Source organism: Puniceicoccus vermicola (assembly GCF_014230055.1).
GTDB lineage: Bacteria > Verrucomicrobiota > Verrucomicrobiia > Opitutales > Puniceicoccaceae > Puniceicoccus > Puniceicoccus vermicola.
The window spans coordinates 221,737-245,540 of the sequence record NZ_JACHVA010000101.1 but is presented as its reverse complement, the minus strand read 5'-3'; the positions used below and the strand labels follow the sequence as shown (position 1 = coordinate 245,540).

15 protein-coding genes and 1 pseudogene are annotated in these 23,804 nt (G+C 51.2%); 4 read left to right on the top strand and 12 right to left on the bottom strand.

Features of this window, described 5'->3' with window-relative positions:
• Positions 1-21: 21 nt before the first annotated feature.
• The 8 genes from H5P30_RS13140 to H5P30_RS22700 all read right to left on the bottom strand — a co-directional run bounded on the left by H5P30_RS13140 (position 22) and on the right by H5P30_RS22700 (position 10,241).
• Entirely contained in the window at positions 22-2,643 is a 2,622-nt protein-coding gene (locus tag H5P30_RS13140) for a carbohydrate binding domain-containing protein (protein ID WP_185693387.1), read from the bottom strand.
• Between the two features lie 31 nt (positions 2,644-2,674).
• Positions 2,675-3,187: a carbohydrate binding domain-containing protein gene (locus tag H5P30_RS13135; protein WP_185693386.1), complete on the bottom strand. Its 513-nt coding sequence runs from the start codon at positions 3,185-3,187 to the stop codon at positions 2,675-2,677.
• Positions 3,188-3,230: 43 nt separating this feature from the next.
• The gene (locus tag H5P30_RS13130) at positions 3,231-5,231 is read right to left on the bottom strand and encodes a hypothetical protein (protein ID WP_185693385.1); all 2,001 of its coding nucleotides are present in this window, start codon (positions 5,229-5,231) and stop codon (positions 3,231-3,233) included.
• 164 nt (positions 5,232-5,395) lie between these two features.
• Positions 5,396-6,319: a PEP-CTERM sorting domain-containing protein gene (locus H5P30_RS13125; protein ID WP_185693384.1), complete on the bottom strand. Its 924-nt coding sequence runs from the start codon at positions 6,317-6,319 to the stop codon at positions 5,396-5,398.
• Between the two features lie 392 nt (positions 6,320-6,711).
• Complete coding sequence (locus H5P30_RS13120; protein ID WP_185693383.1) at positions 6,712-7,764, bottom strand: LacI family DNA-binding transcriptional regulator; 1,053 nt, start codon at positions 7,762-7,764, stop codon at positions 6,712-6,714.
• A 743-nt stretch (positions 7,765-8,507) separates the two neighbouring features.
• Positions 8,508-9,179, bottom strand: a complete 672-nt coding sequence (locus H5P30_RS13115; protein ID WP_185693382.1) for a hypothetical protein — start codon at positions 9,177-9,179, stop codon at positions 8,508-8,510.
• Positions 9,180-9,198: 19 nt separating this feature from the next.
• Positions 9,199-9,717 carry a hypothetical protein gene (locus H5P30_RS13110; RefSeq protein ID WP_185693381.1) on the bottom strand — a complete coding sequence of 173 codons (519 nt, stop codon included), beginning with the start codon at positions 9,715-9,717 and terminating at the stop codon, positions 9,199-9,201.
• A 338-nt stretch (positions 9,718-10,055) separates the two neighbouring features.
• A complete protein-coding gene (locus H5P30_RS22700; protein ID WP_185693474.1) occupies positions 10,056-10,241 on the bottom strand; it encodes a type II toxin-antitoxin system RelE/ParE family toxin in 186 nt (61 codons plus the stop codon).
• Between the two features lie 108 nt (positions 10,242-10,349).
• On the opposite strand from H5P30_RS22700, the gene H5P30_RS13100 reads away from it, so the two are divergent.
• Positions 10,350-12,095 carry an SIR2 family protein gene (locus H5P30_RS13100; protein WP_185693380.1) on the top strand — a complete coding sequence of 582 codons (1,746 nt, stop codon included), beginning with the start codon at positions 10,350-10,352 and terminating at the stop codon, positions 12,093-12,095.
• Between the two features lie 631 nt (positions 12,096-12,726).
• Positions 12,727-13,272 carry a gluconokinase gene (locus tag H5P30_RS13095; RefSeq protein ID WP_185693379.1) on the top strand — a complete coding sequence of 182 codons (546 nt, stop codon included), beginning with the start codon at positions 12,727-12,729 and terminating at the stop codon, positions 13,270-13,272.
• A gap of 62 nt (positions 13,273-13,334) precedes the next feature.
• On the opposite strand, the gene H5P30_RS13090 is transcribed toward H5P30_RS13095, so the two are convergent.
• Entirely contained in the window at positions 13,335-14,129 is a 795-nt protein-coding gene (locus H5P30_RS13090; protein WP_185693378.1) for an AraC family transcriptional regulator, read from the bottom strand.
• A 138-nt stretch (positions 14,130-14,267) separates the two neighbouring features.
• Here H5P30_RS13090 and melA point away from each other — a divergent pair.
• Both melA and H5P30_RS13080 read left to right on the top strand, forming a co-directional pair.
• Positions 14,268-15,542: pseudogene (gene melA / locus H5P30_RS22830) on the top strand (alpha-galactosidase); the annotation flags it as partial.
• Between the two features lie 1,113 nt (positions 15,543-16,655).
• Positions 16,656-17,714 (top strand): LacI family DNA-binding transcriptional regulator, encoded by a 1,059-nt coding sequence (locus tag H5P30_RS13080; protein WP_185693376.1) that lies wholly within the window; start codon positions 16,656-16,658, stop codon positions 17,712-17,714.
• 141 nt (positions 17,715-17,855) lie between these two features.
• On the opposite strand, the gene H5P30_RS13075 is transcribed toward H5P30_RS13080, so the two are convergent.
• From H5P30_RS13075 to H5P30_RS13065, 3 genes are all read right to left on the bottom strand, one after another.
• Positions 17,856-19,427, bottom strand: a complete 1,572-nt coding sequence (locus H5P30_RS13075; RefSeq protein WP_185693375.1) for an autotransporter outer membrane beta-barrel domain-containing protein — start codon at positions 19,425-19,427, stop codon at positions 17,856-17,858.
• 189 nt (positions 19,428-19,616) lie between these two features.
• Positions 19,617-20,249 (bottom strand): hypothetical protein, encoded by a 633-nt coding sequence (locus H5P30_RS13070; protein ID WP_185693374.1) that lies wholly within the window; start codon positions 20,247-20,249, stop codon positions 19,617-19,619.
• 204 nt (positions 20,250-20,453) lie between these two features.
• A complete protein-coding gene (locus H5P30_RS13065) occupies positions 20,454-23,579 on the bottom strand; it encodes a hypothetical protein (protein ID WP_185693373.1) in 3,126 nt (1,041 codons plus the stop codon).
• Positions 23,580-23,804 lie beyond the last annotated feature (225 nt).

Here is a 23,804-nt window from a genome sequence, read left to right as displayed (position 1 = left end):
ACCATTCATTCGTAGCGGGGATTAGGGTTGGCTCTTTTCCACAAGATAGACGGGAGAGAGGGATAGGACAATATTTTCGATTTCTTCTATGGGATTGCCCATCAAATCAAAGGCATCCCAACGGCTTAAGTCGAGCTCCGGCAGATTCTGAATTCCCACCGGAGTTCTTGACCACAGGGCCGAGACCTTCCGGGCACCGCGCTCGAACTGCGCGATACGAGGCTCAGCTTCTCCCAGTGAGATGATTTCAAACTCCAGAGGTTCTGCACCTTCCAGGAAATAAACCATGGCCGCAAATGCGGCAACGCTCGGCTGCGGAATGCCGTCAACATCGACGATCGCTGTTTCGCGGCGATAGCTAATCGAACCCGAAGGGTTCGCAAACCCTTCGTAGTGGAAAAAACGTTTCGCTCCCACGGCTTTGAAAAAGATCGCGGAACGAACGAGCGTGTGAGCATAACCGGCAATCGTCGTCTGCCTCTTTTGGGCGATATGCATGGTATCCAACCAGCTAGGAGCTTTCACGCCGGCCTCCGTAACCCAAATATTCAACGGTTTCCCATCACGGTTTTTGAATGACCGGATATGCTCGATCTCTTCAAGGTCTGCCGTCTCGTCCGGGCTTCTTTCCCCCACATAACCTCCATAGTAATGAAATGAGTAGGCATCAATATACTGCCCAGCATCAAGATTCAGAACATCGCGAGTAAATGGTCGGTGCAAAGTCACCACGGCCCCCGCAATCAACTGAATCTGTTCCCGCACATCGCTAAGGGCCTCGCTGGCCGTGCGCAGTAAATCTAAATAAACAACCGGTTTTTCCTGAGATCCGGGAACTTGAAGAAACTTTCCATCCGGCTCATTCCAAACTTCCCAAGTTTGAATATAGGGACCGAAGGCCTCTTGGGTCTTCTTCACATAGGTCTGCCAATCACTCCATTTTGCCGGAGGCCAACTCGACCACCATCGGGACCGGGCGGCGAGTTTCGGCGAGACGCCGGCGGCCCATTCTGGAGTGCTGGAGAATCCGGCCATCAACTGAAAGCCCATGTCGTGAGCCCGGGCGGCTCCACGGGTGTCGAAATTCCACTCCCCCGGTTCCGGCTCGACCGCCATCCATTGCGTCACCAAGGGTGGATACAGCCGCAACCAACGATACCCCATTTTCTCCGCAATGTGCAGGTTGTAGGGCGTCAGTTTCGCATGCCCCCCAAAGAAAGAATCCTCCACATCCGCGACGGCAGCCAAGCGCGGGAGGACCACATACAGCACTTCAGCCAGAGCCTCACTCTCTCCGTTCGCATAAACCGAGCATTTGAATCCTCCCAGCCTCGTCGTAGGCATAGAAAGAACAGTCTGCTCGATTAATCCGTTCGATTCGAAATCCGTAACGGAAAACTCGGCTAAGACATTGTCCCACAGGTCAATCACGCGAGCCGTAAGTTCCATCCCGTCGCGATTGAGCACGTTCAGCCGGAAAGCGGCCTGATCCTCCAAGTGGTAGATGTGAGCCGGATCACCATCTTCAACGTCCTCAAACCCTGCCTCCATAGGAGCGAGGTCATCCACACTCACAGTTGACTCCGCATCCATCACCGTCACTTGATCAATCTCGTACCGACCGGGAACCCGAGTATAAAATTGCAGCACGTAGGTGCCGTGTGCATTCGGTTTTGGTGTCGCCGTAAAGCGATAGTAGCGCCAAGCCTTATCGTCACTCTTCGCCATATATTTGTCCCAAACCATGTTAGGAAAGGTTCCACCCCCGAGCGCCGCTTCGACCGCCAAACCCGGAACGCTGGTCTTCATCCAGAATCCGACTTCCACCGGATGTCCATACCGAAGCGGAAAGAATCCAGAAGTAATAGCAACCGAACAATCGTCCCTCACCTTGAAGGTCATCACCCGTGATCCATCCGGAGCTTCCTCTTGAAAAACGGAATCTAGAGAGGTACTGATATTGTTCTCATCCCCGTAACTAGCTTTAGCTATACCTCCTGCTTCGCGGAATGTGGCGACCCAACCATCGATCCCCACTTCGAATGAATCGTTGCGCAACGGATTCCCTGGGAACGCCGGTGCATCACTTTGCGGACTGATTCGCGAAAGACTGACATCATCCAACCAGATCGATGTTTCATCCCCCAAACTGAACAAGAGCACGAGCTCATCACCTGCATCAAAATTGGATGGCATCGTGACATTGAAAAGATGCTCACTCCAAGCCTCAGTCGCGGTGAATTCCGCCGAGAAATATTGCCTATACGGGTGTCCCTTCCTTCGAATCTGTAAGGATACGGGTGCCGAATTGCTGAAACCTCTGGACCAAAACCGAACCTGTACGAGATCTCCCGGGTTCAGATCGACATCCTGGGCAAATTGTAAGTCCGATACCCCCTCGACCTTTTTTAGCGTCACTTTCTGCGAATAGGATCCCGAATGGGGATTTACCGGGTCGCGTAGAAAATCTGCATCCAGACTCGCCCAGTTATTCTCATTCCAGGAACTGGTATCACCAAGGTCCTCGAATCCAGGATTGTCCAATAGGTTCTCACTCGCGCCCAGAACGGGAACGGCCGCGCACCCGAAAGCACAGGAAAGTCCAATGAACTTCAATAGATGGTTTGCTGAGGTTCTAAACATAGGGAGATAAAGCATTGGGGAGAGATTGGGATTATTCTTCTAATTTGAGACCGTTAAAATATAAAACCGTCCCGGGAATCGGCTTCGTCCCGTAATTGCTCATCACTTTCAGATAGGAAACGCTGGACCATCCATCCGGGCCCCGGACAGGAATGAAGTCGTCGAGCTCCACCTGTATCTCTTTCCACCCTACCCAATCTACGGTGAAGCGATACACGTAGTATGAGTCTCCGGAAGACCCATCCGCCCCCTGGGCTCCATAGGCTCCAATCGCGATACTGGCTCCATTATCCTCCTCCGAATACAACCAGAAGCTAATTCCATTGAAATCACTCCAGTCTTCTGAAGCCAGTTGATCGATCCGAAAATAGGAACTGTCGGCTGCATCCCAACGGTAGGAAAAGTCACCTTCCTTGACCTCTGAAGTCGTTTTTTTCAAAGCTCCGCCTCTCCAATTGCTACTCATTAGGCTAGTGGACTCCGCAGATAGTTGCGACAGGAACGCCGCATATCCGAGCACGAGAAGTATGTTTCTAATCTTCATAATAATCTATCTAATCTGTTATTTATAGGGTGTGGCATTCCGGCTAAGCATGCCCAAACGCCGGGTTCGACAATTGGAAAATTTTTGTTCCTTCGGGCTTGAATGAATAAGACCAGTTTCCTTCGACTTCTGTCGCTTCGAAGCGACCAATTTTTCCACCGCACGTCCAGATTCCAGGTTTGTCGAAAACTTCCGGAGGAGTTCGTTCTCCTCCGATTTCCATGCCAACAAACAAGCTTTCGCGGAAATGGAACTGCTTCGAAGTTTCTGAAAGGACAATCTCGATCCGATTCGAGTCTTTCTGCTTGCTCCACAATTTTCTGTTTCTCGCCGGGAAACCGTCAAAAGCATCTTCGCTGGGACGAACAAATTGCATTGGAGTGGAGGCGCGAATGTATTGATCCCCGATTCGCAGGAAGTCCACGCTCCTCAAAGATTGCTGCGGTCCGAATGTATTCACTGAACAATCCGAATTGGATACCGAAAACACAGGCTTCACGACTCCCTCCGTTTCTGTCAAACAAGGGTTGCCCAATACGAATTTCACCTGATCGCTTCGAACCGCGTTGTGCGCGATGAGATGAGCAATTCCCTGCAGCCGATGCCCATCGGTAATCCACCACGTTCGGATCTCCCAATCGCTTCCCCGCTGCATCGTCGCGCGCAGCTCAACCCCGGAAAAACTCTGTCCAAGGACACGGCCATAGCGATGCAATGGACTGGGAGGTGGTGGCTTCGCCAATATCGAATCTTCCACCCAATTCCCATTTTGTTTCCACAGCAGAGGACTGTTCAAAGAATCCGGTAAATTCGCCTCGATTAGCTCCAAACCATTCACCGAAATATGACGTGAAGTCCCATTTTCGTTGAAGCGGACCGAACAGCGGTTTCGATACAGAGTGTAGACACTCAGCGACAATGAAGTCCTCGCAATTGAAGGCTGCTTTGCAAAGAGCATCATTTCGGAAACTAGACTACGACCATTATGACCATCATAAATCAAGTCGCGCCATTGATCCGAAGGCTCGGGCAGTAAGAGCCGATCAAAATTGAAGACCTGCCCCCGCAACCAAAATTGGTAGAGAAAAGTCTCATACCCCGGTTCATCCCGGCGGGAGCCCCCAAAGTAATAGCCACCCGCTGAGATCCGGTCGTTAAAGGCTGCAGCCATTTCCATAGCATCTTCCTCGAAAAGTGATTCCCCGCTCTCCACCCACAAATGCTCCAAGGCATACCAAGAGAGCAATGCGTAGTGCGCACACCAACGGTTAAACTCGGTATAGATCCAGCGTCCACTATCCTCAATCCGCAGTTTCCTAAGCACGCTCTTGTAATAGTCCAACACATACTGGCAAACTTTGGGTCGGGCGGAAATACGACCATAGGTGTAACCGATTGATGCATACTCCAGGAGTTGGTTGTGGCAGGGATTCTCGTCGCGAGCGGGATAGTTAGTCAGATGCTCCCAGAAATCCCGCCCGAGCTCCAAGGCTTCCCGATAGAGTTCTCGGGGGAGAAAAGGCTGGCCGAATTCCAAAACGAAATTCAGGCCCTGTAGACTCCAGAGTGTATTGCACCAGTCCAAGGGACTGTCTCGTTCCAGATAATAGCGAACGTAACGCCCACTCGTATTCGGAGCCGTCGCGCACAGGTGATCGATTTGATAGCGCAACCCCCTGCCTAAGGCATCGTTCCAATCCGGATTCTCTTCCGTCAGGCTCAGGTAGTAGGCAAGCATTCCGGCGACTCCGAGATGGTCGTCGCTCTTATCCGGGAGAAGAATTTCTTCTGAGGAAAGAAAGCAACCATTCTGCTGCTGGCGTGGCACGATCTGATGGAGCGTACGCTCTAGGCAGGCGAAATCCGTTTCAAACCCAGTCGGACGGTCCGCAAGACGGATGAAGCGACGATCCCGCCTCCCTTCCGGCGTCTCCTCCAAAGGCCAGTTCGCCGGACTCTTATAAAGGACTCCAGCCGGCACTGACACCTCAGGAGAGGGATGATTCCTCGCTGAATCTGTCGATAAAAATTGATGGACTGGCATAATATGTTTAAGAATCTCGGCTGTTGGCTGGGCGGAAATCAAGTGCTCGAAACACGCGATGTGATGTTACCAGCGTCAATCGAATGCAACCCCTCCTCCTATGATTAGCTGCTAATCCCAATAAGCCTGTAGGGTCCCCTATTCGGAATGCCGATCGCCCTCGATTATCTACGCCGACGAGCGAGCATGACAGCACCCAACGCGATTGAAGCTGCGATTAAAGAATAAGTTCCGGGCTCTGGAATCACCACTGAGTCCCAAGTCGTCCCGATGCGCAAATCGTCCATGTATACTTTATAATCACCACCGAAATTGGTATTATTGAGAAAGCGCATGGCAATCCCTGAGAATTGATCAGAACCAGGACCTGTATGCGAAGCAGTGATGGTAGGATCTGTAGAAAATTCATCAGTCTTCGCAGGATTCAGCCAAGCTTGCGTCGTTGTGTAGTTCCCATTGATGTCGTCCCATCCTGAAAATTTAGCCACCACCAGATATGTCGTCTGAAGCTGCAGAATTGTAGAAACGTCTGTGTTCGATCCTCCGCTGCGAGCTTCGATCCTACGCCCACCACCATTAGCAAAGACCATGTTATCACTCGAGGCATACGCCCCACTACTATCCAGAGCTGCAATAGTAAAGCCATGCTGAACATCAACTTGCCCCGTTTCCGTCCCTGACGGCCCCTCATATTTGACAAGGAAACTTGTATAGTAATCCTGCCCACTAGTATCCGTCGTCATCGTTCGAATCGCTGCGTTGTTATTCCCGGCACCGGTCAGCAAGAACGAATTGCCACCGCCATAAGTAAACCCATCTAAAGTGTAAGTTAGTGATTCGCTAGAGACCTGCGTCGTTGTCGCCGTGGAAGCGTTCCACCCTCCAGTCCATCCAGTTCCACCATTTAAGGTATCAATGTTATCCCCTGCCGTATAATTGTTAAAGTTATCGATTGCGAGCAAAGAGGCATTGGCGCTCAGCGAAAAGCCGCTTAGCAACAGTGAAGCAGCCAGAGCGCGGAATAAATACTTCATTCCGAAGCATATAGAAATTAGCAAGGAATCACGTTCTGAGGTTACTGTATCCATGGTGTGGTTTTCTTTGGGGTTTAATTTTGGGAACACGGTCTTGCGAGGAGCTTTAGCTTAGATTTAAGTCAAATACTATTTTGATTCCTCGTTGAATCAAAAGAATAGAAGGAACTCTGACATTACTTCAAGTACTATTTTTAACCACCCAATAAAAATACAAAGATCCACCTGTTATAGGTAGTTTAAGACGGCGATTACGATCTGCTCTTGAAACAAGCATCAGATAACAGATTCCCAACTTTGAGTCTCAACGAATCGGTCGCACTCAGGATACACAGGAGGCCAGAATCTCTCCTGATTTAGTAAGCCTGCTCCACGCACAACCCCAAGGACAAGCAATTCCACTTTTTCCCCACCACTCGCCGGAAAGATCAACTGAAAATCAAGTGCTAGGACGACGGCGGACAAGTCGAACTACGGACAATCATCTCAGGCTGAATCACCACGGAGGGAAACTCCGAAGACGGCTTTGCGACAAGGTCCAGCAACATTTTCGCAGCTTCCAAGCCCAACTGATAAAATTCCGAACGGACCGTCGTCAAAGCCGGATGGTTCAAGTAGACGTACGGCAAATCATCATAGCCGACGATGGAAACATCCTCCGGCACCCGTACGCCCGCCCCCAATAAGGCCTGGCTCACATGGAGCGCATTTATGTCGGAATAGCACAGAAACGCAGTGGGCTGCTTCTCACGAAAATATTCAACGATCCCCAGAGACTCCGCTCGCCGCTTGGAAATCCGACTTTTCTCGGATTGGTCTGCAACGGGACCCGTTCCGTAATGCCATACCTGCGGCAGCAAACCCGTCTGGCTCATCCCCTCAAGATAAGCGTTACGTCGAACCCCGACCGAATGGTGACTCTCCTCTTTTTTACCGACATAGACAATTTTCGAATGCCCCAACTGAATCAAATGCGTCAATGCCTTCTGAATTCCAGCTACGTCATCCAAGCAAATGCTGTTGCTCGGAGAACATCCGTTCAGCACAACATGAGGAATCTCAAACTTGCGAAGCTCTTCCAGGATTTTCGCATCCTTGGCGGGAGAAGATGAATTCAAGATCAATCCATCAACGGAGTGTTCCCGCAGATAACGGGGTAAGCGCGAGGAATCCAGCCCCCCTCTTTGTTCCCGGCAAATGCTTAGATTCCAATCTTTCTCGGCAAGATAATCTCCAATCCCGAGAACCGCTGGCATTCCGATCACCGGAGGGACCCGCCCATCCAAAAATTCGTATTCGAGAATAAACCCGACCTGCCGCAGTCCCTTCCCTTTCATGGCTCGAGCGGAAGCACTGGGACGGTACTTCAAAACCTCAGCGGCTTCTCGAACTTTCCAGGCCGTCTCCTCACTGACACGCGTCGTCGCATTCTCGCTACCGTTGAGCACCTGGGAGACAGTCCGCGGGCTGACATTCACATAACGCGCAACATCAGCCAATGTCACTAATCGCTTCGTGGATGTCGGTTTGGGAGCCATATTTCAAGTGCATGCAAATTCGATTCAAGGAAGAATCACAGGATCAGAAACCCATACCTTCTCAACGGGGTCAACCCGTTTTTCACTATCATCGAAATACCGAAATTGATCCACGACTCGGGCGTGCAATACCACACGAAATCTTCGAGAACGTGAAAACCAAAATCTCATAGTTCGAAAACCAGGATTATGTACTCTAGTAATCCACGTTCAGCTCGGCTCGCGAGATCTGCCCGATTCGTCTGGCCGGTCTCCAATTCCCCAAGGCCAATTCAACTGAACACAATTTAAGTGCTCCCAAGGGAAATAGGGATACTCCCTTGATCTTTTCTCCCCCAACAACGGAATGGTATGCGACAAAGGAGCGGATTCATCAGACTTCCACTTTGGCCAATCGATTGGAGAGCGGTTGATCTCTGCAAATCTCGGAACGGGACTCCCCGGAGTCCAGGAAATCTCCATCTCCAACTCATTCCTCGCCTTCGACTTCTCACGCAAAAAATAAGCACTCCAAAGGACGTCACGTCTTGATTCTTGAATAATTCCCATCTCATTCATATCCAATACGATCTTAAAGACCCTCCTCTTCTCCGCTCCCCCAGCACCCTATACTTGGCGCATAATTTCATCGATTTCGGATTTCCAAGTTCGGAATAGCAGCAAAAGCAAAATGCGGAAACTCTGAAGGGGTCGCGCTTTTTCGTTCACCGGCGAATCTCCCGGATTTCGATCAAGGAAATCCCTTCCAACTTTTTCCTGAGCAAAGGGAGACGGGACTGGCTTGCCGAATCGCTGAGAAGAAATCCAGGCAAAGCTTCCCGGAAATCCGGTTCAGCCAGCAGAGAACGGACTCCGTCGACCAGATAGTTCTGAAAATCTCTTCGCGACGCTTGGATTTCTTCAACGATCCTACTTCTGCCGTCAATGACAGCGATAAAGTCCTCCAAATCGTGGCTTCCCAAAAAATCTCCTTTTCCTCTTTCGGTGAAGGTCAGGTATTTGGTTGCCAGAAATCCGATTGGCGAAACGATGCGAAGCGTCGTGTGGGCATATCTCACCGTTTCTGCCGTCTGCAAGGCTTCGGCAAACCACTTAGTATTCAAGCCGTAGCGTTCCCCTGAGGTTGGCATCACGTCGACAACCAGTTTCCCCAATCTCCACCGGCAGAGCGGACCGTCCGTCGCGTTTTTGAAACCCGCATTCCGCAAGGATTCCTCCACAGCAGCGTAGTCCCGACCACTGACAACTTCGACGATGACATCCACATCATCGGTGGGACGGGCCGGACCCAACTCGGGATCATCGAGAAGGAGGTTCACAACCGCTCCCCCCGTAAAGGCATAGTTGATTCCAATCGGGTCGAGATGCCTCGCCACGGCGCGTAGGGCTCCGATGTTAAGCTGCGGTATGGTGCAACAGTTTTTCTTTGAGAACTTCTTTGGCGATCTTTCGATCTCGAGCTCTTCCGATGCGGAGTGCATCTACCAATGCGAATAAATCATAGAGACCGGAGTCTCTCTGGGATGCCTTCGGGACACTCCGATAGAGGGGGCGGACCGCGATGCCTTGTGTTTTTCCCTCCGGATCCGGCCAAACCGGAGGCAACTCCGAATTCTGTGTAAATCTATCAGCCATTACGGGAGCCGCCCAAGCCGTTGGTATTCCGCGGGTCACCTCACCGGGCCTTTCGGCGAAGGCATAGGGAACGCCATGCTCAAGAAAGTCGATCAACGGAATCCGACGCACCACTCCGGTTTCGGGATCCAACAACCGGGCCTTTTCCAAGCGGCGAACTGCAGCATGGACCTCGGAAGCACTCATCCCGAGGCGCGAGCCACGCTCCGCATAAGTGCTCATTGTTTTTTCGAAACGGCAGAGATCCAGCGCTACGATTACATCTTGGGCCTTAATCATCAGCATTATACGCTATTCGCGAATTGCGAATACGCAAGAGAAAATCAAGCCACCTCCCAGAAGCACGTGCTGGGCAACCTGACATGCAATTGAGGGAAGATCCGGATGGGGTCCACAAGTTCCTTGGAGGACCATCAGAAGACGTCACGTCTCGATTCTTGACTGACCGGGCAATGAGACTTCTGACGTTCTCATTCGAAAGCCGAATCGCGGTCCTGCCTGGCGTGCAGGACTAGAAGAATTTCCACAATCCCATCATCGCCCACTCGAAAATAGACCGCGTGCATTCGCTTGGTATGGATCTGTTTGCGAAGGTCGGGCCGAATGTAATCCGCGCCTTAACTGGACTGCGGCGAAATCGTGATCCGCTCAAACAGCGAAAAGATTTCCTCGATGTAAGTCCGACACGGGGAATCCACCCACTGCCACCTCGTGTATCGAGCAATCGAGACTAGATCTTCGTCCGCTTCCCGCGTGAAGCGAACCCAAAAACGTCCTACAAGGTCTTGATTCTTTAGAGCTATTCTCTTCTGCTAAAGCAATGTAAATTCTGGAAGACCTTTTTCTCTATCGTTCAGTTCGCCTACGAAAAAAGTGGGTTGTAGTAGCGATAGGAAAGGACGAGAAGCCTGATGTACAAGATTATTGAGGAAGGAAACACTCTGGAGAGCCTTGATGAATTAGTTCACGAGACCAAGGTGACTGCACTATTGGGTTCAGGAATTTCGAGTTGGTCACCCACCTCTTTAGCGACAGGAGCGAGTTTCACCTCGGCCATATATGACCTTTTGTTTCCAACTGGACCAATTTCAGACCGTCTTGAAATAGATGATCAGTTCCCGGACAAGATCAAGAGCCTGCCTTTCGAGGTCATCCTAGAAAAGTCCCCTGACGAGCGCCGAATACGATTATTCCTGAGAAACCTGTATGGCATAGCGAAACCTAATCCGCTTCACGAGCTCTTAGCCCAACAGGTTAAGCTGAACGTCATTAGTGACCTAATAACAACGAATTACGATACAGCGCTAGACACTGCACTAGCTCATGTCAGCAGTTGTGAGGGGGAGCGATTCGGCTCTCTGACGCGGGTAGTCAATGAGCCTACTTTGAGCGACACGCACACTCGCTACTACTTCAAGATTCATGGCAGCGCGGACGATTCCAATGGTGAAACACTAATCTTCGCCTTAACTCAAGAGGCCAGAATGTCGGGTAAAAAGGCGGCTCTTTTTAAGTCATTGATTAAAAACCGCACCCTCTTGGTTATAGGATATTCAGGACGAGATTTTGAGATTTGCCCGGAAATCGAGAAACTACCCATCAACCGAATCATATGGCTAGCTTATAGACGTGAAGATCTTGGAATTGGCGGCAAACGAGTGCTGACACGGCATAATGGCACGTTATTGGAGGGTGATCTGAGATATTGGCTTCCGCTTTTGTTTGGAGAAGAACTCAATCTTCAGAATTCCGAAATCAGTTTTCCAAAAGAACGGTTGGCGCTAATATTCTCAGATGCCGAATTGGCTTTGTGGCGCGTAGCGTTGCTGAATCATCTGTCGTACGCGGCCAAGGCCGCACGCGAGATTGTCGAAGTGGATCATCACTCACTCGAGACGGCGGAATTAGTTGCTGAAGCCCATGCGCTTCGGGCTGATGCTTTGCATAAAAGTGGAAAGTATAGGTGCGCGGCGCGTGCGTACGCAACTGCACTGGAGCTGGTTGAAGACACTGCCTCTATAGAAACAGCTTCTCGATATCTCGTGGGTATCAGCGACAACTCGCGCATGTATGGTCGTTTACTCCGGGGTGCGATTGCGGCTCGGCGCGCTAGCGCAATAGCAGAGGTGGATTTTGGTCTGTCTGCTGAGGTGAGACAAACGCGACTCTTGGCTCTTAGCTTTATGTATCGAGTTTTTGCACACTACAGAGGCTTTGCATGGCTAAGACGGGCTATTCAACGAATAGCTGCAAAAAGACTTCAGTCTCAGGAAGACGTGCTACTTGAGTCCGGAGCCTATGCGAACTACCATCATTTGGTGCTCTGGGTCGCCCGTTTCGATGTCGGCAACATAGTGAAGATTTCCCAGCGAACTTATTCTGCATCTGAAGGTTTCGAAGAAATTGGGTATACCTTGGCTCAAATGCAGGCGTTTCGAGCCCAAGCAGACTCTCGGACATCTGAGTGGGAGGAAGAAGCTCGAAAGTGGAGTGAGTTGGCGGCGGAGCTAGGTGTGCACCCCGAAGCATACAAGCTCTTTCGCCTCCGGCGTCAATTTCGACCGGACGACGCGGCTTTGAAGTCTGCTGAAGAATACCACTTTGCACAATGTGAGTATTCGCCTTGGATGAGATTTCTCCGACGGAGATGGGCTTGATATTAGGGAAGCCAACGGGACTCAGTCGAGGTCGTGCGAGCAAGATTGATGCACGCGGTTCCTCAGAACATGGTTTCGCTGGGAGCGTATTCTTGATAGGGATGAACAATTCGAGGAGGAGCCAACCCTCAGCCTTACCGGAAACGCTATCCTTCTCAAGAGTACCGCCCCACCCGATGCATGTCTGGGTTGGGTCGCTTGGGGCACAGTACAAAATTTAATCTATGTTAGCGCCAATCGTCTCAGGAGGGTAAGCCGTCCGATGAGATGCCCTGCGATTGGTCTGGCGGAGTAGAAGCTGGATATCAATGGTTACGAGCTGCAATGGGGTTACCCGCTCCCCCTCCGGTAAAGTGACGACAGAAGTGCCTGCGGTTATGAATTTCGTAGAAATGGCTCTCACCATTCCTCTCCGGTCGTAGGTGGGCGCTCAAGCAACCCACCCACTGAGTCGTCATGAATAGAATTCGAAACTCTCCAATAAGGACATTAAAAAAAAATGGGCTTTAATCTGTCGGCTTGAATCGCAACTTTAAAACACAAATTCAATTCTTGGGCTATGCACGCTTTTGCGTGCTCGTTAAATTGTAGGAACCCCGCGCTTGCGACTCGAACCTTGTAGTTATTCTGTATGCAAAAAGTTTCTTTACCGACCCTTTTCCTCGTCATGGGAGTCAGTGGCTGTGGAAAAACGACCGTCGGGCAAAAGCTCGCCGAAGAGCTCCATATCCCCTTTCTCGACGCCGATGACTTCCACGGAGAAGCCAATCGGGCGAAAATGGCCAACGGGATTCCGCTCACCGACGAGGACCGAATTCCTTGGATGCAACGGATTCACGAAGAGGTGCGCAGACATTTCGCTGCGGGCGAATCCGTTGTCCTCGCCTGTAGTGCCCTCAGAGAGAGCTATCGCTCCATTCTCTGTGCCGGGACAAATTGCATAATCATCTGGCTCGATCCCAGGGAGGAGATCCTCGCGAGGCGGCTCGCCGAACGAACGGGCCACTTTATGCCGGCCAGCCTACTCGCCTCTCAGCTAGAGACTCTCGAAGCCCCGAAGAACGCCATTCGCATTCGGGGCGACCTGGAGATTGACGAGATTCTTCGAGAGATTAAAAGTCACATCTCTCCCACTCCCGAAGACCAACCGCCATCCTCTTCGGACCCAGCAAACTGATCACTTTCGGAAGGGCTGGAATTTCACCGTCAACCCCTTCCGTAGACCATGCCCGACCCGCATCAGTCGCCCGCTCTCATCTCCCGAGGGGATCGATTATAGTATTGCTTCAGGGCACGGGAAAAGCTGTTGGCATCGGCATATCCACATTGCAGGGCGACCTCGGCAATTGGTGCGAAGGATACCTTGAGAAGATCCTTCGCCCGATTCATCCGAAGCTGGTTACAATAGCGCCCAGGACTGACTCCGTAGACCTCACGAAAGCGCCGGCTCACATGCTCCCGGCTGAGCCCGAGATGATCCGCCAAGTCATCCTGCGAAAAAGGATGCTGGTAGTGGTTCAGAATGAACTCCATCGCCAGCCGGGCCACGTCGTTCTCGTACTCCTGACTCGAAGGAAGACGGAAACAAGCCATCAAGAGGGAATACGCCATCGTCGACTCATGAAAACGGTCTTCAAAACTACGCTGCTCACATTTCTCGATGATCGTTTGAAGGAGCCGGGTAGCCTGACTTCCCTCCGGCATGGCGACCCTCCGGCCCACATGGTCCAGCAACCCGCGAAACAACCCCGGAGCCTGCTTTCCACTGATGCAGACCCATTCATGTTCATACGGAAGAGAATCCCGATCCGGGATTCCGTAGCGCGAGTCTTCTCCATACTGAAATAAGATGGCCTCCCCCGCTCTCGCGATCTGACGATTCGTGCCCTCCTCGATGTACGAGGCTCCCCGTTTCGTTCGCTGAATCACACAGACAACCGGTTCATGAGGCCGATGGGAATTGTCCCAAAAATAATCGGGATTGTTCCGGATTTCCAAGCTGGAATAAAGAACTGAAAGCAGTGGCAACTCCATAACAGAATATCACAAATTGCATAAAATAGATCACAAAGCAATTGTTGAAGAACCCTCCGATCTATCATCCTCTACAGTCCAAGATTCTTAACCAAGAAACACCTTTGACCCGAAACCCTTTCACCCAAGAGCAATAAAATGAGCTGCAAAATCACCCTCATCGGCGCCGGATCGGTCGTCTTCGCCAAGACCTTGATCGGCGACATCCTCCAATTTCCCGAACTGTCCGACTCGACCATCTGCCTGATGGATGTCGATCCGGAACGATTGAAAGTCGCCGATATCATGATGAAACGGGTCGCCCGCAAACTCGGAGTCAACCCGACCATCGTTTCCACCCTTGACCGGCGCGAAGCCGTGAAGGACGCGAAATACGTCATTTGCACGATTCAAGTCGGAGGATTCAAGCCGTCCACGGTTGTCGACTTCGAAATCCCAAAAAAGTACGGCCTCCGGCAGACCATCGCCGACACTCTGGGAATTGGCGGAATCTTCCGCGGTTTGAGAACGATCCCGGTCCTTCTCGGGATTTCCCGGGACATCGAGGAACTGGCCCATCCCGACTGCCTATTCCTCAATTACACGAATCCGATGGCCATGAATTGCTGGGCCGTCGACGAGGCCGTGGGCATTCCCCATGTCGGTCTTTGCCACTCGGTTTTTGGGACCGCCAGAATGCTCGCTTCCCACGCGAATCTGAATTATGACGATGTTTCCTATCTCGTTGCGGGCATCAACCACATGGCGTTCTTCCTCAAGTTTCAATACCAAGGCCAGGACGCCTACCCTCTTCTGTTCAAAGCGCTCAACGATCCAGACCGTCACTATGAACTCGTTCGTTACGAGATGATGAGAAGGCTCGGCTACTTCGTCACCGAGTCCAGCGAGCACCAGTCGGAATACGTCCCCCACTTCATCCATTTCGGCGAAGAGATGGTGGACCGCTATAAGATCCCCCTCGACGAATACATCCGCCGTTGCGAGGCGATTATCGCCTCATGGAAGGACACCGAAGCCAAATTAATCGGCGAAGAGGGAGAGATCGAAGTGAAGGAGCAATCACACGAATACGGATCCTTCATTATCCATTCCATCGAAACCAACACACCACGCACCGTGTATGGCAATGTCCCAAACCAAGGACTTATCGACAATCTCCTGCAAGGATGCTGTGTGGAAGTTCCCTGCTTGGTCGACGGCACCGGACTGAATCCCGTAAAAATCGGTGAACTCCCCCCACAACTGGCCGCCATTTGCATGAGCAATGTCAACGTTCAACGCCTGACCGTCAGCGCCGCTCTGACCGGAAAGCGCGAACACATCTATCAGGCGGCGATGGCCGACCCGCACACGGCCGCCTCGCTGCCGCTGGACAAAATTTGGGCGATGTGCGACGAGCTCGTTGAACAGCATCAAAAAGATGGTTTTCTCGGAGAGTTTGAACCGGTCATTCGGGGAACGGGTCGGTCCTTTGCCGGGATCGGGGATCGGCTGATCGCCACCGCAAAAGCCAGCGCGTCTCATTTGGACGTAGTTGACAGTGAGCTCCATTTGGAGATCTCCGTCGAAAACCCGAGAAAAACTACTCAATCGGTTTCACTCGCCCTGAGCCCGGAAAATGAAAACCTGGAGTTGCAGAAAACCCAACTACAAATCGAAATCGCTCCTCAATCGACAGCGACCGAAGTCGTTCCCGGCACGATCCGAAAGCCGATCACCCAGAAGACCCGGGTCGACCTGATCTCCGAAAGCACGTGTGTGCTCGCAATCGGGGCGACCCTCGTCCCACGGACGTGGATCAGCGCCAAGGAAGACGGTTTCGGACACTTCGAGATGTCCTTGTCCGGCTTTCCCTGCGCCACAGGCAAGATTCGCCGCCACCAGGGTAATCTCGAGCTCGAAATGCAGATCCAGGATTCCAAACCTGAAGTTTATCCCGAAAATCCCGACCAGAGTTCTTACGTCCATCTCTTCTTCTCGGAACAGAACCGCAACAACATCGCTGCCTTAGGCGTGATCCCGGGAGAAGGAGAAAAGAGCGGAATTGATTTCTGGAACAAATCGAAGTCGGAGACCAAGACCTCCTACCGGTATTCTCAGACCGAGCTCAACTACACCTTAACCGCGAGCATCCCCCTCCATGCGATCGGCTTGCCGGAATCGGGCCCTTTCCTCTTTGATGCAACCGCCTCTCTACAGGCACTTGGCGACGCTCACTCCGGCGGCAAAGCCTTCCTCAGCGGGGAGAATCAACCCCACCGATACAACGACCGGGCCTTCTTGATCGATTGCTAAAACATCGGTCTATCGAGACTCATCCGGGGATTACGGGCGGCAACAGCCTCGGCCTCTCGCCCGACATCAGGACAGACACTGCGAGACGGATTCCAAGTCATCTAGCCAGCTATTGCCACAATTCACCGTAGCCCTCCAGTTGACACCCGTGCCAGCCCAACTACCATCACAATCAAATAAACCCCAATCCGATATTCGATGGATCCCCCCACCTTCATTTCGTCCGTAACCATGGCAGATGTCGCCCGGAAAGCGGGCGTCCACCGGTCCACCGTGTCCCGATCTCTGAAAAACGATCCTCGAATCAGTGACAAAATTAAGAAACACGTCCAAGAGACTGCCGAAGAAATGGGATATCGCCCCAATCCCTTGATTTCTGCGCTCGGCGCGCTTCGGACCCATCACAATCGTATCACTTTGCCTTTAACTCTCGGATATATCCAACGGGGAAATCGCCCCCTATTAGAACAATTCAGAGGTGCGGTCGAAATGGCAAATCACAACGGCTACAAGGTGGAAGAATTTCGAATTAATGAAAAAATGAGCGCCGACAGACTCAACAAGATTCTCGTAAACCGGAATATTCGGGGCCTGATTTTAGCACCGCTTCCAGAGGCACACGGATCGTTCTCGCTCGACTGGGAACGGTTCGCAACCGTAACGATGGAATACTCGTTCACCTCTCCCCGGTTCGACCGTATTGTTCCGGACAGCTTTCAATCTGTCATCCAAATAATGGATCAATGCATGGCATTGGGGCATTCGAGGATAGGACTCCTACTCACCCGCACCGTACATGAACGGAATGAACGCCTGCTGACTGCGGCCTACCGACAATACACGCAAGAAAACCACCCGACGTCCGCTTTACCTCCGCTGATTGTGGAATCTTCCGACCAGACCGAACAGCTTAAAGATTGGATCATAACCCAGCGGCCTCAAGTCGTGATCAGCTCCAACCATCTCATCCCGGAAGTGGAAACCTGTCTATCCGAACTGGAGATCAAGGTGCCGGAAGAGATCGGAATCATCAACCTGAATACATTCCCTGAATCACAGAAATATACGGGAACAAGCCTGGATGCTCGGATGATGGGTGCGCAGTCTGTCGCCCAACTCATTCATAAACTTAATAACAATCAATATGGCATTCCCTCCTCTCGAATTACCATACAGATGGACATCGAGTGGATTGAGGGCCAGACGTTGCTGCCAGCATCAAAGATGTCTTCGCCGAGAATTCATGTAAAGTCTCCTCAACAACATTCGCCAAGGGTAAGAGCCAAGTAAAGAAATGGAAACTCCGCTTTTCACAACTTCTGAAGTCGTGAAAAACGATGACGGCAATTCCCATTAAACTTCGAACAGCAGATGGATTGAACCAATAAACGTTCTGGCCGAGCCGAGGAACGAGGCTCGGACAACCAAAGGTTACTCACTGTTCCTTCCCGAGCGACGACGCAGAGAGACAAATCCAAGAACCGAAGCTCCGATAATCAAAGAAAAAACCGAAGCCTCCGGAATCGGAACCAGGGTCATATACCCGGATTCGTCAAGCGAGGCCGTCACCTCACTATAATCCGAAAAGATGATCTGCGAGAGTTGAGTTTCCGTCAGTCCTGTTTCATCGGTGCCGAAACGAATAGACATCGAATCGATGGTTCCGGTGATCGTAAGGATCGAATCGGATTCCCAGAGCCCAGAACTGTTGGAGAAGGCAACCGAAGAACCAGAATCCAAGATCAGGGTGGAATCAGCAGTTAAGCTAAGTGTACCCAGTTCTTCCTGATTTCCCCCCAGATCAAAAGTGCCTCCACTGAGAACTAGATTGCCGGAATCGTTGATTTGATTAGAGGATCCCAGCTCAAGAGTCGCACCGGATTCCACTTCAACATCTCCTGCCAAAGCATCTACTCCCGAATCCTTGCTGAGCCGAAGCGTCCCCGATTTTACTAAAAATGATGATCCGACGGAATAGGTGTTTGCAGACGCTCCACTGAAAATGACGATTCCCTCTCCCGTTTTCTCCAGAATAGCATTCTCGGACCCGCCATTATCTTTGATCACGCCTGAAAATACAGCCGTATTGTTATCTGCTGCATGAAACCGGTGAGTTCTGGCATTCCCCCCGTCTCTCATTTCATAGTTTCCAGCAAAAGTCACTTCCGAGGTGCTTCCTGAAGTCGCGGTGTTATCGTTCGCTCCAAGAGTCAGGATATTGACTGAGGCACCTCCCGAGCCAGCGGTTCCCGTGATAATATTATCAGAGAGCTCTACCCCATCTCTCACCCCGTATGTCGAAGCTTTCACGTTGGTTCCGGAATATCCCAGGTAAAGACCTCCCGAACCAGAAAGATCCAGGCTGGATTCAAGATTCATCGTCGCGGCACCGTAGCGACCCGAAACTCTCAGCACTCCTGCATTAAGGTTGGTCGAGGAAAATGAGCCGACCCTCCAGTTCAAAATCCCCCCTCTCATATCCAAGGCAATGTTCTCTGCTCCTCCGTCAAAAATGTCGGAATACAGATTGATCGTTCCTGAACTACCTGAACTACCGATGATGCCTGAATACGTATACCCCGAGCTGAAAGTTACCGAGCTCGTTCCATCGACTTCGTAGTAAGAACTGTTACTGACCACATCCGAATTAAAGGTGACGCTTGATCCGTTGAGGGAAGTGACGGCTGAGTTCAGGGTCATGCCATAAGAGCCGCCGCCATCAATTGTCGCAAAGACTCGGCCAGATCCTCCGCTCTGAGCTTGGATCTTATCAACAGCTGTGTCGCTTCTTAAAATCAAAGTCGTGGTTTCGTCTGCTTCGGTTGTCGTGACTAATGCACGATCTCCCACTCCAGGAACACCTCCGGGGCCGGACCAGTTTCCAGAATCATCCCAGCTAGCTGGTCCGACCGGAGCCCAATAGTAGTCGGCCCCCTGGGAATGAGGAGACATAAGGGCCAAGATAGATGAAGTAAGGAGAATATTCGCGATAGGAGTTTTCATAGGAATTGATTCAAGGGGTGAATAAACGTGTCAAAGGAACGATGACGAAGGTTAGATAGTTTACTGCTATCCATACTCTCCAAGACGAGATTCATAACAAGAACGAGTAAATGCACCCTGTTGCACAATGTGCGTTATTTGGAATCCTATCGCGCACTTGAGGAGTCTTCGAATGGGAAGGTTGAAACGCTATTCCGGCTTCGCTCCATGGCTTAGTCCTTTTTCTTTCGAGACCGGGCCACTTCCGGGATTCTTGATCTGCATGATCCGGAAATTGTTGGGTCTTCCCGCTTTATTATAAACGAGAATGGTCAGACTGTCACTGGGATTCACGTATAGCTGCTCGGCATATCTCTCTTTCCAGTCGCCTTTGTTATTTTCAGCTCCAATGCGGACCACGATGTATACGCTTTCAGAGGCACCAATGGGAACGACTTTTTGTTCTCCGGGCTCCAGAAGGATCTGCTCTTGATTAAAAAGACATCCAATTGTCGTTCCTGTAATATTCAGAACACAAGCCTCACCAGGCTTCACCCGTTCACGAGAATTATCGATGGGATAGATGCGGTATGTATTCCGGCTCTCAGGATCCGGCAGAAATAAGAGCAAAGCGTGTCGGAAAGAAGGTGGAATACTCACGTCCCCCAGAAAAACTCTCCGAACCGATCCCGTTCCCACGCTCTCTTGACGAAAGAAGACGAGAGGATTGCTTCCCTCATACCAATAAGTTGGTGAAAGGCGTTGCTCGGCGGCTTGCACCAACTCTACCTCGTCACCACCATTCGGACTGAATTCGATCGTAGGCGGAACGTATTCCAGCATTGAACGGCTGCCTTTTTCCTTAACCCCTTCCCTCAACTTAGCATCGAGATTCGGGTTTGGAGCGCCCGGCCAAAGAAAGACCTGAAACGGGATAGGAGACCTTCCATCCGGAGTGGCACCCACGAAATTCGTCAAGAAGCAAAGCAGTAGAACACGAAAAAAGAAGAAATGGAAATTCATAGCGAGACGTTGGCGGCAGCCCACCTAATTTGAGTCCATCCAGCGAAAGCCCGTCAGAACATAACGTCTTCCAAAACGTTCGTTCACCGGATCGGTGAGTGAATCCACGTCCGAAGAGGCACTATCGGCATCACTGTTCAAATAGTTAGGCAATCGCTGCAAGGTCGCTTCTCCCCAAGCTTTACCATCCACCCGGTTATCGAGGGGATTGCGGGATTCCCCATAAACTCGAATCTTAAAGGTATCGGAGCGAACCGCCAAAACAGAGCCCAGCCTCGCCAGTAAATCTGCTTGGGTTAGCCAACCGGGCAGCCCTTCCGACCGCCATCCTTCCATCGCTTGGGTTGTAAATCCTGCGATCACATTGCTGGTTTCCGTTTGCGTCAAATTATCTTGCAGAGCGCGGTTAATCGTCGATCTGGTTTGATCGACACCCAACTCACTGGATTCATCCGCAGAAATCTTATCCGCACGGTCCAAAGCCGCCGAGAGGACTCCCCTCAGACGAAAGGAGTTATTGCTTCCCACTCCGGTCGGCGCATCTTCATAAGGTTGCCGATTCACGAAGCCGCTCAGAGAAGAGAATGGCTTGTTTCGTCCCAAGCGGCGCCATTTGATCTCCTCGACGATCTGATGGGCCAGATTGATAATCTGATCCTGCGTCAAAGCTCGGTATCCGCGATAGGCTGGCTCTTCCTGTGCATCATCGCTAGCGGGGTCAAAGAGCACTGCGCTCTCATCCAGAATCCTGACGATCGGAGAGGCAAACTCACCATCAAGGCTGGCCTGACCGAAGAAAGAACCCAGAAGAGCCCGCCATGCCTCTTCTGAGACCGAGTTCACGTTAAAGGCCCCTTCTACCATAAACTCAGCTGCAACTTCGTGACTCTTTAGAGCATTGGTTTGCGAATCGTCGAGCGGCACCAAACGGGAATTTGCGGAATGCCTGCTGGAATTATTCGAAAGAGCCGAAAAGAAATACGAATCCCAGAGTGCTTCATTCAATAGATACGAATAATCGTAATGACGTCCTTGAATTCGCAGAAAATCATAGACTTCGCTGTCCGTGTAATCATTCTCACGCCACTCTACAACCACCGCATCGAGAGGTATGGAGGGATCAGCCTCGCTATTGCCAATCGCATAGGCAGGAATCGTATTATCAAAGCGTCCATAACGGATACGATTTCCGGCATCGCTCTCCGCATCTTCCCGATTGTAAAGACTTCCTTGAGAACGATTGACCCCAGAGTGGAAAAGCGAAGCGTGCATCAATTGACCAATCGAGCGGAGCCTGCTCCGGCTCAACGAGCTCTCGAACAACACCGTCTCGTCCAGATACGAAGAACTTATCGACCAGCCGCTCCCAACGTTATTCAACCCGAGTTGCTGGTCGCCTTTATGAGTGCTGGAACTAAAAACAGACGGATTGTTCGTATGCCGATTCACGATCGTATCCATGGTGTCACGAAAAAAATAAGGAATCGCCCCCTGATACGATCCTCTCGGATTGAGATGAGAGATCCACTGGATCGAGCGGTCCTCGCTTCCATCAAGAGTTCCCCAATCGGTGAAATTGCGAATCACTTTGATCCCAATGCTTCCCGTCATATCAGAACTCCCTAATGGCAACAAATCCGTTTGAGGAGCCGTAATCACGGCAATGCCGCCCAAGTGGTAAAGCTCCTGCAAGATCTCATCTCCATCCCGGAGCGTCACCGCCAAAGTCGCATTTCGAGTCGCGCGAAGAACAAACTCCACAGGGGGGTCAGACGGATCATAGCTCAACGCATCGCTACCGCTGATATCCGTCAGAAAATAATAGCTACCATCCGGATGAAATCCCGGAGTAAGTGCATAGTAATCCGTCTTATTCATGGACATGGGACTTTTACTTCCGGCCGGCGGGCTGAACGTCACGCTTTCCCCCGGATCGAGGTCGACGGTACCGATCGAAAAATGGAGGCCATTATGATCGTTCGTATTCAGCACGGTTTGATTGGGGAATTGGGGGGAAGAATCATCATCATACCGGCTTTCTATACCATTTTGTACGATCTTTAATAGCCATGCGTGAAAAGGCAGGTAACTCCACCTGAAGGCACCCCCACTGCCTCCATACCGAAAATCCCAATAGCGTCGGGCAACATCGATTAGACCGTTATTAATCCTGATACGACGATCATAGGGGTTCCAAAGGGTAATCGCGGGGTAAATGTCCAAAAAAATCTCCTGCGTCCCTGCCAAAAGGTCTACTTGCGTACGTGGGACTGTATAAAATTGAAACTGCGTAACGACAGGAGCTAATCCGGTCTGATTGTCGTGCTGAGAGCGGACCTCCAATGGTCCGGAATCCGGGATATCGACCCAACTCTTCAATTGCTGCCAAGTTGGGCCTCCAGGATCCGAAAGAGACTTCGCTCCACTAATTGGATCAAAAATTTGCCCTGACGGCAATTCGGACCCGTCGTAAAGGGCAAGAGTCAAATCCCGCTTGAGCCCGCCCTTGGCAACGTTCGCAAGAACCCCGAAGCTATTGGCCGCCAAGTCGAAACGACGATCATCTATGCTTTCCTTTTCGGCGGCACTTGACGCCATAAGGTCCAGCGACTCGATCATACTCAAATTCGCCCGCGCTTCCTTTTGCCCGGAAACAGCCAAGATCCATTCCAGTTCGCTCATTCGTGAAATATCCATCATCTGAGCAGAAACCAGAGGTTCCGTATTCAGAGTAGCATCCGCCAAATTGATATTTGCTTTCACGTTCTCATCGCTAACCCAATAGGCATACGCCCCGCTTTCAATCGGGCGAAGTGGCACCTCCACGCTCCCGTCGGAATACATCGATTGGACGTTCAGTGGGAGCGCTGAAGGAGAAATGAAATCCGCATCCGACGGTTCCAAGCCTTCATTGCCACTAACCAACCACGAAAGGAGGGTCCCTCTCTGATCCCAAACTCCTGTCCAGTAAGGTTCATTGATATCGTCTATTTCGGATGTTTCCGGGTCCGAATCCATTAACCCCGCCGAGCCAGTAATACGTTGATCCGGCCCTGTCTGCCGTTGAACTTCCCCAAAAGCCGTTTGGAGAGCAAGCAACGCATTCTGCCGGGCAACGAACTCCTTTGAGTCATGGTTCGCACTTTTCACGCTAACTCCGACAACAGAGCTAAGAACCAGTACCAATAGTAGCACCAAAGACATCAAGGACAAAGAGACGACAAGTGCGAAGCCTCGCGCTTCACGTCGAGGCTTCGGTTGCGAATGATGGAAATGGATGGGGTGCATTGAAACGGTAAGCGTTCTTTCTGAAAAAGTAGCATTTTCGACAATATCTCGGATCCTTCGACGGCTTTCGGTTACTTAATTATTTTT

What these genes read in the sequence shown, in the direction of transcription:
- H5P30_RS13140 (WP_185693387.1), bottom strand. Translation starts at nt 2,643, where the DNA reads ATGTTTAGAACCTCAGCAAACCATCTATTGAAGTTCATTGGACTTTCC.
- H5P30_RS13135 (WP_185693386.1), bottom strand. Translation starts at nt 3,187, where the DNA reads ATGAAGATTAGAAACATACTTCTCGTGCTCGGATATGCGGCGTTCCTG.
- H5P30_RS13130 (WP_185693385.1), bottom strand. Translation starts at nt 5,231, where the DNA reads ATGCCAGTCCATCAATTTTTATCGACAGATTCAGCGAGGAATCATCCC.
- H5P30_RS13125 (WP_185693384.1), bottom strand. Translation starts at nt 6,319, where the DNA reads ATGGATACAGTAACCTCAGAACGTGATTCCTTGCTAATTTCTATATGC.
- H5P30_RS13110 (WP_185693381.1), bottom strand. Translation starts at nt 9,717, where the DNA reads ATGATTAAGGCCCAAGATGTAATCGTAGCGCTGGATCTCTGCCGTTTC.
- H5P30_RS13100 (WP_185693380.1), top strand. Translation starts at nt 10,350, where the DNA reads ATGTACAAGATTATTGAGGAAGGAAACACTCTGGAGAGCCTTGATGAA.
- H5P30_RS13095 (WP_185693379.1), top strand. Translation starts at nt 12,727, where the DNA reads ATGCAAAAAGTTTCTTTACCGACCCTTTTCCTCGTCATGGGAGTCAGT.
- H5P30_RS13090 (WP_185693378.1), bottom strand. Translation starts at nt 14,129, where the DNA reads ATGGAGTTGCCACTGCTTTCAGTTCTTTATTCCAGCTTGGAAATCCGG.
- H5P30_RS13080 (WP_185693376.1), top strand. Translation starts at nt 16,656, where the DNA reads ATGGCAGATGTCGCCCGGAAAGCGGGCGTCCACCGGTCCACCGTGTCC.
- H5P30_RS13075 (WP_185693375.1), bottom strand. Translation starts at nt 19,427, where the DNA reads ATGAAAACTCCTATCGCGAATATTCTCCTTACTTCATCTATCTTGGCC.
- H5P30_RS13070 (WP_185693374.1), bottom strand. Translation starts at nt 20,249, where the DNA reads ATGCTGGAATACGTTCCGCCTACGATCGAATTCAGTCCGAATGGTGGT.